General features: G+C 45.4%; 24 protein-coding genes. All 24 read left to right on the forward strand.

Annotated elements, in window-relative coordinates; translation table 11 throughout:
• The first annotated feature begins 107 nt into the window (after positions 1 to 107).
• Positions 108 to 482, forward strand: a complete 375-nt coding sequence (gene rpsL, locus Y696_RS03620) for a 30S ribosomal protein S12 (RefSeq protein WP_006492338.1) — start codon at positions 108 to 110, stop codon at positions 480 to 482.
• Positions 483 to 496: 14 nt separating this feature from the next.
• Positions 497 to 964 carry a 30S ribosomal protein S7 gene (gene rpsG / locus Y696_RS03625; RefSeq protein WP_006492339.1) on the forward strand — a complete coding sequence of 156 codons (468 nt, stop codon included), beginning with the start codon at positions 497 to 499 and terminating at the stop codon, positions 962 to 964.
• Positions 965 to 989: 25 nt separating this feature from the next.
• Complete coding sequence (fusA, locus tag Y696_RS03630) at positions 990 to 3,062, forward strand: elongation factor G (protein ID WP_014730462.1); 2,073 nt, start codon at positions 990 to 992, stop codon at positions 3,060 to 3,062.
• Between the two features lie 36 nt (positions 3,063 to 3,098).
• Positions 3,099 to 4,295, forward strand: coding sequence for an elongation factor Tu (gene tuf, locus Y696_RS03635; protein ID WP_006492341.1), 1,197 nt, complete (start codon positions 3,099 to 3,101; stop codon positions 4,293 to 4,295).
• A 69-nt stretch (positions 4,296 to 4,364) separates the two neighbouring features.
• Positions 4,365 to 4,673: a 30S ribosomal protein S10 gene (gene rpsJ, locus Y696_RS03640; RefSeq protein ID WP_006492343.1), complete on the forward strand. Its 309-nt coding sequence runs from the start codon at positions 4,365 to 4,367 to the stop codon at positions 4,671 to 4,673.
• Between the two features lie 22 nt (positions 4,674 to 4,695).
• A complete protein-coding gene (rplC, locus tag Y696_RS03645; protein WP_006492345.1) occupies positions 4,696 to 5,328 on the forward strand; it encodes a 50S ribosomal protein L3 in 633 nt (210 codons plus the stop codon).
• A 31-nt stretch (positions 5,329 to 5,359) separates the two neighbouring features.
• Positions 5,360 to 6,043 carry a 50S ribosomal protein L4 gene (gene rplD, locus Y696_RS03650; protein WP_006492346.1) on the forward strand — a complete coding sequence of 228 codons (684 nt, stop codon included), beginning with the start codon at positions 5,360 to 5,362 and terminating at the stop codon, positions 6,041 to 6,043.
• Complete coding sequence (rplW, locus tag Y696_RS03655) at positions 6,040 to 6,339, forward strand: 50S ribosomal protein L23 (RefSeq protein WP_006492347.1); 300 nt, start codon at positions 6,040 to 6,042, stop codon at positions 6,337 to 6,339. The genes rplD and rplW overlap by 4 nt, the downstream gene beginning before the upstream one ends.
• 16 nt (positions 6,340 to 6,355) lie before the next feature.
• Entirely contained in the window at positions 6,356 to 7,183 is an 828-nt protein-coding gene (gene rplB / locus Y696_RS03660; RefSeq protein ID WP_006492348.1) for a 50S ribosomal protein L2, read from the forward strand.
• A gap of 19 nt (positions 7,184 to 7,202) precedes the next feature.
• Positions 7,203 to 7,487 carry a 30S ribosomal protein S19 gene (gene rpsS / locus Y696_RS03665; protein ID WP_039882973.1) on the forward strand — a complete coding sequence of 95 codons (285 nt, stop codon included), beginning with the start codon at positions 7,203 to 7,205 and terminating at the stop codon, positions 7,485 to 7,487.
• A 14-nt stretch (positions 7,488 to 7,501) separates the two neighbouring features.
• Entirely contained in the window at positions 7,502 to 7,936 is a 435-nt protein-coding gene (gene rplV, locus Y696_RS03670; RefSeq protein WP_039882848.1) for a 50S ribosomal protein L22, read from the forward strand.
• A 10-nt stretch (positions 7,937 to 7,946) separates the two neighbouring features.
• Positions 7,947 to 8,576: a 30S ribosomal protein S3 gene (gene rpsC / locus Y696_RS03675; protein WP_006492351.1), complete on the forward strand. Its 630-nt coding sequence runs from the start codon at positions 7,947 to 7,949 to the stop codon at positions 8,574 to 8,576.
• A 24-nt stretch (positions 8,577 to 8,600) separates the two neighbouring features.
• Positions 8,601 to 9,026 (forward strand): 50S ribosomal protein L16, encoded by a 426-nt coding sequence (gene rplP / locus Y696_RS03680; RefSeq protein WP_006492352.1) that lies wholly within the window; start codon positions 8,601 to 8,603, stop codon positions 9,024 to 9,026.
• Positions 9,026 to 9,226, forward strand: a complete 201-nt coding sequence (gene rpmC, locus Y696_RS03685; RefSeq protein ID WP_006492353.1) for a 50S ribosomal protein L29 — start codon at positions 9,026 to 9,028, stop codon at positions 9,224 to 9,226. Before rplP ends, rpmC begins: the two co-directional genes overlap by 1 nt.
• Before the next feature lie 6 nt (positions 9,227 to 9,232).
• Positions 9,233 to 9,538: a 30S ribosomal protein S17 gene (gene rpsQ / locus Y696_RS03690; protein ID WP_006492354.1), complete on the forward strand. Its 306-nt coding sequence runs from the start codon at positions 9,233 to 9,235 to the stop codon at positions 9,536 to 9,538.
• A complete protein-coding gene (gene rplN / locus Y696_RS03695; RefSeq protein WP_006492355.1) occupies positions 9,535 to 9,903 on the forward strand; it encodes a 50S ribosomal protein L14 in 369 nt (122 codons plus the stop codon). The genes rpsQ and rplN overlap by 4 nt, the downstream gene beginning before the upstream one ends.
• A gap of 13 nt (positions 9,904 to 9,916) precedes the next feature.
• The gene (gene rplX / locus Y696_RS03700; RefSeq protein ID WP_006492356.1) at positions 9,917 to 10,237 is read left to right on the forward strand and encodes a 50S ribosomal protein L24; all 321 of its coding nucleotides are present in this window, start codon (positions 9,917 to 9,919) and stop codon (positions 10,235 to 10,237) included.
• A 16-nt stretch (positions 10,238 to 10,253) separates the two neighbouring features.
• Positions 10,254 to 10,814: a 50S ribosomal protein L5 gene (rplE, locus tag Y696_RS03705; protein WP_006492357.1), complete on the forward strand. Its 561-nt coding sequence runs from the start codon at positions 10,254 to 10,256 to the stop codon at positions 10,812 to 10,814.
• A gap of 12 nt (positions 10,815 to 10,826) precedes the next feature.
• A complete protein-coding gene (locus Y696_RS03710) occupies positions 10,827 to 11,012 on the forward strand; it encodes a type Z 30S ribosomal protein S14 (RefSeq protein WP_014730470.1) in 186 nt (61 codons plus the stop codon).
• Between the two features lie 13 nt (positions 11,013 to 11,025).
• Complete coding sequence (gene rpsH, locus Y696_RS03715) at positions 11,026 to 11,430, forward strand: 30S ribosomal protein S8 (RefSeq protein WP_006492358.1); 405 nt, start codon at positions 11,026 to 11,028, stop codon at positions 11,428 to 11,430.
• Positions 11,431 to 11,442: 12 nt separating this feature from the next.
• A complete protein-coding gene (gene rplF, locus Y696_RS03720) occupies positions 11,443 to 11,997 on the forward strand; it encodes a 50S ribosomal protein L6 (RefSeq protein WP_006492359.1) in 555 nt (184 codons plus the stop codon).
• 17 nt (positions 11,998 to 12,014) lie between these two features.
• Positions 12,015 to 12,383, forward strand: a complete 369-nt coding sequence (gene rplR, locus Y696_RS03725) for a 50S ribosomal protein L18 (RefSeq protein WP_006492360.1) — start codon at positions 12,015 to 12,017, stop codon at positions 12,381 to 12,383.
• 13 nt (positions 12,384 to 12,396) lie between these two features.
• The gene (rpsE, locus tag Y696_RS03730) at positions 12,397 to 13,002 is read left to right on the forward strand and encodes a 30S ribosomal protein S5 (RefSeq protein WP_121509784.1); all 606 of its coding nucleotides are present in this window, start codon (positions 12,397 to 12,399) and stop codon (positions 13,000 to 13,002) included.
• The gene (rpmD, locus tag Y696_RS03735; RefSeq protein ID WP_006492362.1) at positions 13,002 to 13,190 is read left to right on the forward strand and encodes a 50S ribosomal protein L30; all 189 of its coding nucleotides are present in this window, start codon (positions 13,002 to 13,004) and stop codon (positions 13,188 to 13,190) included. The genes rpsE and rpmD overlap by 1 nt, the downstream gene beginning before the upstream one ends.
• Positions 13,191 to 13,194 lie beyond the last annotated feature (4 nt).

Genomic DNA, 13,194 nt, shown 5'->3' on the forward strand with positions numbered 1-13,194 from the left:
ATTTCCACCTGAAACATCCCGTTTAGAATGCTTCAATTGACAGTGCCATCGTTGCATTGTACAATTGCTTTCGGCAAAATGCTTAGAAGGAGGCGAATCGAAACCAGATGCCCACAATAAATCAATTAATAAGGCACGGAAGAAAACAGTTGAAGCAAAAATCTGCTTCGCCGGCTCTAGAAAACAATCCTCAGAAGCGTGGCGTTTGTGTAAGGGTCTCCACAATGACTCCCAAGAAACCGAACTCAGCTTTGAGAAAGATTGCAAGGGTACGTCTCTCAAATGGGACAGAAGTTACTGCTTATATTCCTGGCGAGGGTCACAATCTTCAGGAGCATTCGGTGGTTCTCGTTAGAGGTGGCAGAGTAAAGGACCTTCCTGGTGTAAGATACAAGATTGTCAGAGGCACATTGGATGCTGAAGGAGTGGCAAACAGGAAGCAGTCGAGAAGTCGTTATGGTGCCAAGAGGCCAAAGAAATGAGGAGGCAGTTCTAGATGAGAAGACGTCAGTCTGAGAAAAGAGAAGTACCGCTCGACCCAATTTACAACGATGCAGTAGTAACGAGATTGATCAATAAGATAATGATAGGCGGGAAGAAAAGCAAGGCAGAGGCTACGGTTTATGGAGCTTTGGAGGTTTTATCCGACAGAACGAAGCAGCCACCAATGGAAGCTTTCAAGAAGGCTCTGAGTAATGTAAAACCTCTTCTTGAAGTAAGACCGAGGAGGGTTGGAGGTGCAACGTACCAGATACCTTTTGAGGTTCCTGAAAGAAGGGCAGTGGCACTCGCAATAAGGTGGATTGTCACGTCTGCAAGAGCAAAATCTGGCAAGCCCTTAAAGGAAAAGCTTGCATTAGAATTAGTAGATGCTTACAATGGTCAGGGGAACGCCGTAAAGAAAAGAGAAGATGTTCACAAAATGGCGGAGGCAGGGAAAGCATACGCCCATTTCAGATGGTGAAGTTGATTCAGCAGGAGGAAAGATAGTGAAAGAAAGAGCTACAACTCTCGAAAAGACCCGAAACATAGGAATAATGGCCCATATAGATGCGGGGAAAACAACTACGACCGAACGCATACTTTTCTATACCGGAAAGAATTACAAACTCGGAAGTGTTGATGAAGGAACGGCTACAATGGACTGGATGGACCAAGAGAAGGAGAGGGGCATCACTATCACTTCTGCAGCTACCACAGCGTTTTGGAAGGATCATCGCATAAATATTATTGATACGCCCGGGCACGTTGACTTTACTGTTGAAGTTGAAAGATCTTTACGGGTTCTTGATGGGGCCGTAGCGGTATTCGATGCTCAAGCAGGTGTTGAACCACAGTCGGAGACTGTTTGGAGGCAAGCTGATAAGTACCATGTCCCTAGAATAGCCTTCATGAACAAGATGGATAAGATCGGAGCTGATTTTTTAGCTGCCATAGGCACAATGGTTACAAAGCTTAAGGCAAATCCGGTTGCAATACAGCTTCCAATTGGATCGGAATCTGGTTTCGAAGGCATTATCGATTTGGTGCAGATGAAAGCCTTGCGATGGACCAATCAAGAGGGAACGGAATTCACATATTCAAATATTCCCGAATTTTTGCAAGCCCAGGTGGAAGAGGCTCGAGAGGATCTGGTTACCCATGTTGCTGAATTCGATGAAGAACTCATGGATCTGTATATCGAGGGTGAAGAACTTCCAGTAGATAGACTGAAAGCGGCAATCAGAAAGGCAACACTTTTGGGACAAATTACCCCTGTGCTTTGTGGTTCGGCATTCAGGAACAAGGGAATCCAGCCACTTCTTGATGCAATAGTAGACTATCTGCCGTCTCCGAAAGACTTGCCTCCGGTGGTTGGCGAGATCATCGATAGCGAGAGAAAAATTGAGGTCTATCCGGATGAGAATGGGCCGTTTGTTGCGATGGCCTTTAAGATAATGATCGATCCATTTGTAGGCAAACTCACATTCCTCAGAGTTTATTCTGGTTCACTTGAAAAGGGAGCCTACGTCATAAACACGAACAAGAACTTAAAAGAAAGAATTTCCAGACTTCTTTTCATGCATGCCGACAAGAGGGAAGAAGTTGATTATATAAGGGCCGGAGACATTGTTGCAGTGGTAGGGCTTAAGAATACTATGACTGGCGAAACTATCGCACTTTCTGAAGAAAAGATTGTTCTCGAAAAAATCGAATTTCCTGAGCCCGTGATTTCGATTGCGATAGAACCGCAGACAAAAGACGATGCTTCGAAGCTTACAAAGGCTCTTCTTGCTCTAGTTGAAGAAGACCCTTCGCTTAAAAGCTATGTTGATGGTGAGACTGGTGAGACGATTCTCTCCGGCATGGGAGAGCTCCACTTAGAGGTAATTGTAGAGCGAATAAAAAGGGAATTCAATGTTGGCTTAAGAGTAGGGAATCCTCAGGTAGCCTATCGTGAGACAATAAGGTCTAAAGCAATAGGTGAGTCGAAATACGTTAGGCAGACTGGTGGAAAGGGTCAGTATGGACACGTTATACTGAGTGTAGAACCCATTACTGACAAGAGCGCCAATTTCGTGTTTGAAGATAAAACTGTAGGAGGAACCATACCAAGGGAATTTATCAAGCCTATAGAACGCGGGGTAAGAGAAGCTATGGATTCCGGCTATCTCGCCGGTTATCCAATGGTTAATGTGAAGGTCTCCTTGCTCGACGGTTCATACCACGAAGTAGACTCTTCGGAGATTGCATTTAGCATAGCCGGATCTATGGCCTTCAAAGAGGCTGCGAGAAAGGCGAGCCCGGCTCTGCTGGAACCAATTATGGCAGTAGAGATAAATACTCCTGAAGAATACATGGGGGATCTGATTGCCGATCTCAATTCTAGGAGAGCGAAGATTGAGGGCTTTGAAACTAGAGCAGGTCTCAAAATTATCAAAGCTCACGTTCCCCTTTCAGAATTGTTTGGTTACGCTACTGTTTGCAGATCTCTGTCTCAAGGAAGAGCAATCCACGTCATTCAGTTCTCTCATTATTCGGAAGTTCCGGAGAGAATTGCAGAAAAGATTCTAGGAAAATAATGAAGATCCCAAATTAGTTTTTGGAGGAGGGAAACCATGGCTAAGGAAAAATTCGAACGTTCTAAACCCCATCTTAACATCGGTACGATTGGACACATTGACCACGGTAAGACAACCCTTACTGCGGCAATCACAAAGAGTCTTGCATTCAAAGGTCTTGCAGATTTTTCCCCGTTTGACTCAATTGACAAGGCGCCGGAAGAAAAAGCAAGAGGAATTACAATCAACGTATCTCACATCGAGTACCAGACGGAGAAGAGACATTATGCGCACATCGACTGCCCTGGACACGCTGACTATATCAAGAACATGATAACTGGAGCTGCACAGATGGATGGAGCAATTCTCGTTGTCGCCGCAACCGACGGTGTCATGCCTCAGACTAGGGAACACGTCTTGCTTGCTAGACAGGTCAATGTTCCCGCAATGGTTGTGTACATTAACAAGGTAGATGCTGTTGATGACGAAGAGCTGGTAGAACTTGTCGAGGAAGAAGTAAGAGAGCTTCTCTCCTCCTACGAGTTCCCGGGTGATGAACTCCCTGTAATTAAGGGTTCAGCCTTAAAGGCCCTTGAAGCGGAAAGTCCAAATGAATGGACAGAGAGCATTTACGAACTGTTGAAAGCATGCGACGACTACTTCCCTGAACCAGTACGGGAGACTGACAAACCTTTCCTGATGCCCATAGAGGACATCTTCACAATAACGGGTAGAGGTACTGTTGTTACAGGAAGAATCGAGCGTGGAGCGGTCCATGTTGGGGATGAAGTAGAGATTATCGGACTGTCTTACGAAACGAAGAAAACAGTGTGTACTGGAGTAGAAATGTTCAGGAAACTCCTTGATGAAGGACAGGCCGGCGACAACATTGGAGCTCTTCTAAGAGGCGTTGCAAAGGAAGAAGTCAAGAGAGGCCAAGTTCTTGCCAAACCGGGTTCTATAACACCTCACAAGAAATTCACGGCAAACGTCTACGTTCTTAAAAAGGAAGAAGGAGGACGCCACTCACCCTTCACAAAGGGGTACAGGCCCCAGTTCTTCATTAAGACCGCCGATGTAACTGGAGAAATTGCAGATCTTCCTGAGGGCGTCGAAATGGTTATTCCTGGTGACAATGTAGAAATGACAATTCAGCTCATTTACCCCGTCGCAATTGAAAAGGGTATGAGGTTTGCAATCCGTGAAGGTGGAAGAACAGTGGGCGCCGGAGTCGTCAGTTCCATAATTGAATGATAATAGGTCTTTCCAGGAGAAGGGAGAAAATCTCCCTTCCCTGTTAACAGAAGGAGGGAACATTTAGGCATGGCCAAGCAAAAAATCAGGATTCGCTTGAAAGCTTACGATCACAAACTACTTGACTTGTCGGCCAAGAAGATCGTTGAAGCTGTAAAGCTCACCAATGCCAAAGTATCAGGTCCGGTGCCATTGCCAACGGAGAGGACGCTCTACACTGTTCTGACTTCTCCCCATAAGTTTAAGGATGCAAGAGAGCAGTTTGAGAAACTCGTTCATAAGAGACTTATCGAAATACTAGACCCAACCCCTAAGACAATAGATTCTCTTATGAAAGTTGACCTCCCCGCAGGTGTAGATGTGGAGATTAAACTGTAAAGAGACTTCGGAGGTGTGATAGATGAAAGGTATATTGGGTAGAAAACTCGGTATGACAACTATATACAAAGACGGGAAAGCCTTCGGAGTTACCGTAGTGAAAGCCGGTCCATGTACTGTTGTACAAAAAAAGACAAGTGATGGTGGCGAATATGACGCCATTCAAGTTGGATTCGAAGAGCTTACGCCTGAAAGAGCGAAAAAAGTACTCACGAAGCCTTTGGTAAAGAAGTTCGAGGCTGCAAAGGTTAAGCCTCATAGAATTCTCAAAGAGTTAAAAGTTGGTAACATCAATGATTTCAATGTTGGTGATATCATAGAAGCTCGTGTCTTTTCTGAAGGCGAGAAAGTAGATGTAACTGGTTTTTCGAAGGGCAGAGGTTTTTCGGGCGCTATGAAGAGGTGGAACTTCAGGGGCGGAGAAGCTTCACACGGTTCGAAATTCCACAGAGAACTAGGTTCAGTAGGTAATCACACTGAGCCGGCGAAGATTTGGAAGGGTAAGAAAATGCCCGGTCAATACGGTAACGAGAAGAAGACAGTGAAGAATCTAACCGTAGTAAAAGTCGATGCAGAAAACGGACTTTTAGCCATATATGGCGCAGTTCCAGGAGCGAGGGGCGGCCTCTTAGTAATTAAGAGCGCAAACAGATAGCCCCGAAAATGTTTGGAAGGAGGACGCAACAATGGCTCAAGCCGACGTTGTGAATATTGCGGGCCAGAAAGTTGGCACTGTTGAACTGAGCGAGAGCGTATTCAATGTAGAACCGAACGAAGATTTGATGTTCAGATACGTTAATATGCAACTTTCAGGTAGACGTGCAGGATTGGCTTCGGCAAAGACAAGATCAGAAGTTAGGGGTGGAGGAAGAAAGCCCTGGGCACAGAAACACACAGGAAGGGCAAGAGTTGGTTCAACGAGAAGTCCACTTTGGAGGCATGGTGGAGTTATCCACGGACCGAAGCCAAAAGACTGGTCTATGAAGTTGACCAAGAAAATGAAGAAGGTAGCTCTAAGATCTGCCCTAAGTCTAAGGCTTAAAGAAGGAAATCTAATTGTCCTCGATGATCTCAAGTTTGACAGACCGAAGACGAAACAGCTTAGGGAGGTCTTGAATAACCTTGGACTCGATAAGACGCAGAAGACTCTCTTCGTCCTTCCATGGCAAAAGGACGAATACCAAAATGTACGACTTTCAGGAAAGAATATTTATGGGGTTAAGGTAATTATCGCCGATAATCCTGGAAACAAAGCCGTCAATAGTAAAGAAAATATTGACGGGCTCAATGTGTACGACATTGTGAATCATGAAAAGCTTGTGATCACGGCAGACCTTGTTCGCAAGATCGAGGAGGTGCTTGGACGATGATCGAGAAAAAGTATTATGGCGATGTACTCCTTAGACCGCTGATCACTGAAAAGACAGTTGCTTCTGGTGAACTAAACAAGTACATTTTTGAAGTACATAGAGATGCCAATAAGCAGACAGTCAAAGACGCCGTTGAAAAGCTTTTCAATGTAAAGGTAGAACAGGTGAACATCATGAACATGAAGGGCAAACCTAAGAAACGTGGCGTCTTTGTTGGCAAGTCGAGATCCTGGAAAAAGGCAATCGTTACGCTTGTAACTGGGTACAGGATTAAAGAACTCGAAGGCCAACACTAAGGTGAGGTGAGATGATATGGCATTGAGAAAGTTTAATCCCGTCACCAAGAGCAGGCGGTTCATGCTTCTTCCGGACTTCAAAGAAGTCACGAAGAGCGAACCTGAAAAATCTCTTTTGGAGCCAATAAAGAGGAATGCAGGTAGAAACCATCATGGTCGAATAACTGTAAGGCACCAAGGTGGCGGAACTAAGAGACGATATAGAATTATCGATTTCAAGAGGGAAAAGATGGGAATCCCCGCAAAAGTCATATCCATAGAATATGATCCGAACAGAACGGCAAGAATTGCTCTCCTGCAGTATGTAGATGGTGAGAAACGATACATGCTGGCTCCAAAAGGGCTTAAAGTTGGAGACAGTGTTCAGAATGGAGATATGGCAGAAATCGCGGTTGGAAACTCGATGTCACTCGAGCGAATTCCCGTTGGCACGATTGTTCACAACATCGAGTTCTTGCCCGGCAAAGGTGGTCAAATAGCCAGGGCAGCGGGAACCTATGCCCAGCTGATGGCAAAAGAAGGAAGGTACGCGCTCTTGAGGATGCCTTCAGGTGAACTTAGAAGGGTCGTTGTGAAGTGCATGGCCACTATTGGCATGGTTGGGAATGAGGAACACTCGAATGAGATACATGGAAAAGCAGGTAGAAAGAGATGGCTTGGCGTAAGACCTTCAGTGAGGGGAATGACTATGAACCCAGTTGATCACCCGATGGGTGGAGGAGAAGGACGATCAAAGGGCCATCTTCCGCAGAGTCCTTGGGGACAGCCAGCCAGAGGTTATAAAACGAGGAAGAATAAGAAGCCTTCAGATAGCCTCATAGTGAAGCGAAGGAACCAGAATTGATCAGGGGGTGTAGTTGAAGATGTCAAGATCTAAGAAGAAAGGCCCGTACGTACACCCGAGTCTCTTGAAAAAGATAAGAGAACTGAACGAAAAGGGAGAAAAGAAGCCCATAAAGACTTGGAGCAGAGCATCCATGATTCTTCCTGAGATGATCGGACATACAATCGCAGTATACAACGGAATGAAGCACATACCGGTTTACATTTCGGAGAATATGATCGGTCACAGATTGGGTGAGTTCTCTCCCACCAGGAGGTTCGGTGGGCATGCCGATAAGAAAAGCAAGAAAGGCGAAGTTAGATGAGGAGGGACGCTGATATGACGCAGTCAGTGCAGAGAGGCAAGCGTTCCGTTTTCCACAGGAAGCGCAAAGAAGAGAAAGCAGCAACGCCTGTAACTCAGGCGAAGGCGGTTGCGAAGTTCGTTAGAATTTCCCCTAGAAAGGCTAGATCAGTGGTAAATGCGATAAGAAACAAAGAGGTTGGGGAGGCGTTTCAGATACTAGAATTTTCGCCAAAGAAGGCCTCGCGTCTCGTATACAAAGTGTTGCGTTCTGCGGTAGCGAATGCAGAAAACAACTTTGGATTGAATGTGGACAGTCTGTATGTTGAGAAAGCCGTAGTAGATGACGGCCCAAGAATGAAGCGACTGTGGCCCAGAGGAAGAGGCAGAGCAGATATACAGCAGAAGCGCTTTAGCCACATAACCGTTGTAGTAGCAAACCGCGAAGAGATTAGCAATCCTCAGGAGTGAGGTGACATAAGTGGGTCAGAAGGTACATCCTTATGGATTCAGGCTTGGTGTCAGTAAAGATTGGAAAGCTCGCTGGATTAATGAGAAGAATTACAAAGAATATCTTCTTGAAGATCTTAAAATCAGGGACTTTTTGAAGAAGAACTACATGGCTGCCGGAGTGTCGGACATCTATATTGAAAGACCTGAGCCCGGCAAAGTAGTTATTACAATCAAGTGCGCCAGACCTGGTGTGATGATTGGAAAGAAGGGCAGTGAAGTGAAGCTGCTCAGGCAGAGACTGGAAAAGCTTATAACAAGACAGTTCCAGTTAAACATTGAAGAAGTTAAAACACCCGAGACCGATGCTATCCTTGTTGCTGAGGATATTGCATCTAGAATTGAGAAGCGAGCTTCCTACAAGAGGGCAATGAAAAGAGCAATATTCACCGCCATGAGAAAGGGAGCTAGAGGTATCAAGATAATGGTTTCCGGAAGACTGAACGGTGCCGATATTGCCAGGACAGAGTGGTACCTGGAAGGAAGACTTCCTCTCCAGACCCTCAGAGCTGATCTGGACTACGGTTACACCACTGCCTTCACGAAGATGGGAATTATCGGAGTGAAGGTTTGGATTTACAAAGGCGACGTACAGGTGTAATTGCAAGAGGGGAGGTAGTTCATAATGTTAATGCCCAAAAGGGTGAAATATAGGAAGCAACAAAGAGGTAAGATGAATGGAAAAGCGAAAGGCGGGACTATTGTTCATTTTGGCGAATGGGGAATAAAGGCCCTCGAACCACATTGGATTACTGCTCAGCAGATAGAGTCCTGCAGAATAGCGATCACAAGAACATTGAAGAGGAATGGTAATCTCTGGATCCGAATCTTCCCCGACAAGCCCATTACGTCAAAAGGAATTGGAGTCAGAATGGGAAAGGGAAAGGGAGACGTTGAAGGCTGGGTAGCAGTTGTTAAGCCCGGGAAGATCATGTTCGAAATAGGCGGAGTGCCTGATCAACTTGCAAAAGAGGCCCTTGAAAAAGCTGCTTCAAAACTACCTATCAGAACAAAGATAGTACCGAGGTATCAAATAGGAGGTGAGCTCTGATGAAGGCCGTTGAACTTCAGAAGTTCACAGACGAGGAACTCACTCAGATGCTTGAAGATTCGAAGAGAAAGCTGATGGACCTCAGGTTCCAGCTAGAAATGAACAGGTTGAAGAACCATTCCCAGATAACTTCAGTAAAACGCGACATAGCTAGGATAAAGACTATCCTTCGCGGTCGTGAGCTGGGGATAAGGAGGTAGTCCGCCATGCCAAGAAAAACACTGGTAGGAACTGTAGTAAGTGACAAGATGGATAAGACCATAGTTGTGAGCGTCACAAGAACACATATACATCCCTTCTACGGGAAGACTATGAAAACTACAAAGAAGTATCACGCAGATGACCCTGAAGGTCTTGCGGGAATGGGTGATACGGTTGAGATTGAGGAATGTAAACCTTTAAGCAAGATGAAGAAATTCAAGCTTGTTAAGGTCTTGAAGAAGGATGTCTACACTGGAGAAATTCCCGAAACTCCCGAGGCCGTTGAAGATTCCGGAGGTGACGAGAAATGATCCAGCTGGAATCTTATTTGAGGGTTGCCGATAATTCAGGTGCTAGGATGATCAAAGTCATCCAGGTAACTGGCGGATACAGAAAGAGATCGGGAACCGTAGGTGATATAGTTGTCGCAGCAGTAAGAGATGTGGCACCTAACACGGATTTCAAGAAAGGAGATATCGTAAGAGCCGTTCTAGTGAGAACCGCCAAGGAAATTCGAAGGCCAGACGGCACTTACATAAGGTTCGATGACAACGCAGCGGTTATCATCGACAAGCAGAACCAGCCCAGAGGAACACGTGTCTTTGGACCTGTTGCTAGAGAGATTAGGGACAAGGGTTTTTCTAAGATTGCTTCTCTAGCCCAGGAAGTCTGGTGAGGAGTGAGCTATTATGAGTAGAGTGAAGAAGGAAGATACCGTAATGATAATATCTGGAAAGGATAGGGGCAAAAAAGGCAAAGTCCTCAAGACATTCCCCTCGGAAAAAAAGATAATCGTTGAGGGAGTGAACTTCACAAAGAAACACCAGAGACCTACTAACCAGTATCGTGAAGGTGGAATAATCGAAAGAGAGTCTCCTATTTACGTTTCGAAAGTAATGGTTGTCTGCCCCAACTGCAATAAGCCTACGAGAGTCGCACACAAAATTCTCGAAAACGGAGAAAAAGTAAGGTCCTGCAAGAAGTGCGGCGAGATAATCGATAAGGTTTGATGGGGAGGAGTTGTTGATGGCATACGAATACGTCCCTTTGAAAGATAGATATGAAAATGAAGTAATTCCGGTTATGACTAAAGAGTTTGGTTATAAGAACAGGCTCGAAGTTCCCAGAGTCTCTAAGATAGTAGTCAATATGGGAATAGGTGAAGGTTCAAGAAACGCCGACCTTCTCGATCTGCACGGCAAAGAGCTCATGACAATTGTAGGACAGAAACCGGTAGTTACTAAGGCTAAGAGGAGTATCGCGAACTTTAAACTCCGTGATGGAATGCCGGTTGGTTTGAAAGTCACTCTCCGTGGTCCGAGGATGTATAACTTCCTCTACAAGCTGATAAATATCGTGCTTCCCAAGCTGAGGGACTTCAGAGGTGTTGATCCAGACTCATTTGACGGGAGAGGGAATTATGCAATGGGGCTTCCCGAACAATTGGTCTTTCCCGAAATAGTACCGGATCAAATCAAGCGAGTTCAGGGAATGGACATAATTGTTGTTACTACGGCCAGGACCGATGAGGAGGCCAGAAGATTACTAGCCCTTCTCGGACTTCCCTTCAAGAGAGTCATGGTCTAAGGAGGTAAGTGCATGGCGAAGAAATCTATAGTTGAAAAGTGGAAACGCGAACCCAAGTTCAAGGTTAGGAAATATAATAGATGCAATCTGTGCGGCAGACCGAGAGCTGTATATAGAGAGTTCGGTCTTTGCAGAGTGTGCTTTCGACAGCTGGCTTCCGAGGGAAAACTCCCCGGTGTAAAGAAAGCAAGCTGGTGAGGAGGGAATTGTAATGTGGAGTGATCCCATAGCCGATATGCTCACTAGGATACGAAATGCCAACGCTGCCTTTAAGGAAAGCGTGGATATTCCAGCTTCAAACCTGAAGAAGAAACTTCTTGATATTCTGAAGGCTGAAGGCTATATAGATGATTATAAGTATATTGAGGATGGCAAACAGGGTGTTCTCAAGGTCTTTCTGAAATACAAGGGAGACCGGAGACACAAGGTTAACGTCATATCTGGAATCGTAAGAATTTCCAAGCCTGGTAAGCGCTTATATGTTAACAAGGATAAGCTTCCAAAGGTCAAATCAGGTATGGGAATTGCAATAGTAAGTACATCCAGCGGAGTGATGACAGACAAGCAGGCCCGTTCTCAAGGCGTCGGCGGCGAAGTCATCTGCTACGTATGGTAGGGAGGAATTCAGATGTCTAGATTACTTAAGCATTCGATAAAAATCCCTGCTGGTGTGTCCTGCAAAATTGAAGGAAGTGTTATCTCTGTCAAGGGACCGAAAGGTGAGCTCAGACAAGAACTCCTTCCTCTGGTTAAGATCGAGGCCGATGAAAAAGAGATATGGGTCAAGTCAAACGAAGAAGTTGCTATTAGAAAGAGTGATTACAAGAGATTGGCTAAGTATGCCGGTACTTTCTGGTCGCTCATAAATAACATGATTGTTGGCGTTACTCAAGGCTTCGTCAAGGAGCTGGAAATAGTTGGAGTGGGATACAGAGCGCAACTTCAAGGAAAGAAGCTCGTAATGAACCTTGGGTATGCACATCCAGTTGAGATTGAACCTCCGGCAGGAGTTGAGTTTGAAGTGCCCGCACCTCAAGCAATAGTTGTCAAGGGAATTGACAAGTATCAGGTTGGTCAGGTAGCGGCAAACATAAAGCGCTGGAGAATCCCTATTGTTTATTCAGGAAAAGGTATTCGTTACAAGGGAGAACAAGTCAGAACGAAAGTCGGTAAGAAGGTCTAATCAAGGAGGCGGCTGGAGTGTTCAAACATAAAGACAAGAAGGAACAAAGGCGAAAGAGGCATCTTCGCGTCAGGTCTGCAGTTTCCGGAACACCGGAAAGACCAAGACTGGCAGTCTTCAGAAGTGAGAAGCATATTTATGCCCAGCTTATTGATGATTCAAAGGGAATTACCCTTGTTTCTGCATCGACTGTAGATAAAGACATCAAGGCTTCAATAGAGAAGTCATGGAATGTTGATGCCGCTAAGAAAGTTGGGGAGCTCCTCGCAAAGAAGGCGAAAGATAAGGGAATAAGCAGTGTAGTCTTCGACCGTGGGGGTTTCAAATTCCATGGAAGAATAAAGTCACTTGCCGAGGGCGCTCGAGCAGGCGGACTACAGTTCTGAGGAGGTGAAGAAGATGGCTGAAGAGATGAAGAACGATCGCAATTCGAAATCTTCACGTGAAGGAAGAAGAAACCCCAGAGCTTCCAGAAACGCTCCTGTGGAAAAACAGGTTGAAGACAACGAATTTGAAGAAAGAATAATTGAAATAAGAAGAGTTACAAAAGTAGTTGCAGGAGGAAAGAATCTTTCTTTTCGAGTAGTCGCCGTCGTGGGCAATCGTGATGGGAAGGTTGGTCTTGGTATAGGGAGCGCAAGGGAAGTTCCGACTGCAATAAGAAAGGCCGTTCTTGAAGCCAAGAAGAATGTCACGGAGGTCGCGGTGAGAAATGAGACTATTCCTCACGAAACAGTCGGACGACAAGATTCAGCAAGAATAATGTTAAAGCCGGCTGGTCCCGGTACTGGGATTATTGCGAATTCGCCTGTAAGAGCCGTTGTTGAACTTGCAGGTGTGAAGAATATTCTGACGAAGTCGCTTGGATCATCTAACACACTTAATATGGCTAGAGCGGCTTTAAATGGGCTATTAAGTCTGAGATCCCCTCAGGACTTTGCAAGAATCAGGGACATACCCCTAAAGACAGTCTTCCACGGTTTCAGCGAGGAGGCAGGTCAGTAATGGCAAAGAGTTTAAGAATACGATTAATCAAAAGTCCGATTGGCTATAACAGAAGACAGCTGAAGACGGTTAAAGCATTAGGCCTTGGAAAGCTGGACAGTGAGATTGTTCAGCCCGATTCTCCACAGATCAGGGGCATGGTGAATTCCATAAGACATCTTCTTGCTGTCGAAGAACTTGATGACTGAAGGG

Origin of the sequence: Mesotoga sp. H07pep.5.4, assembly GCF_003664935.1 — a bacterium.
Lineage (GTDB): Bacteria > Thermotogota > Thermotogae > Petrotogales > Kosmotogaceae > Mesotoga > Mesotoga prima.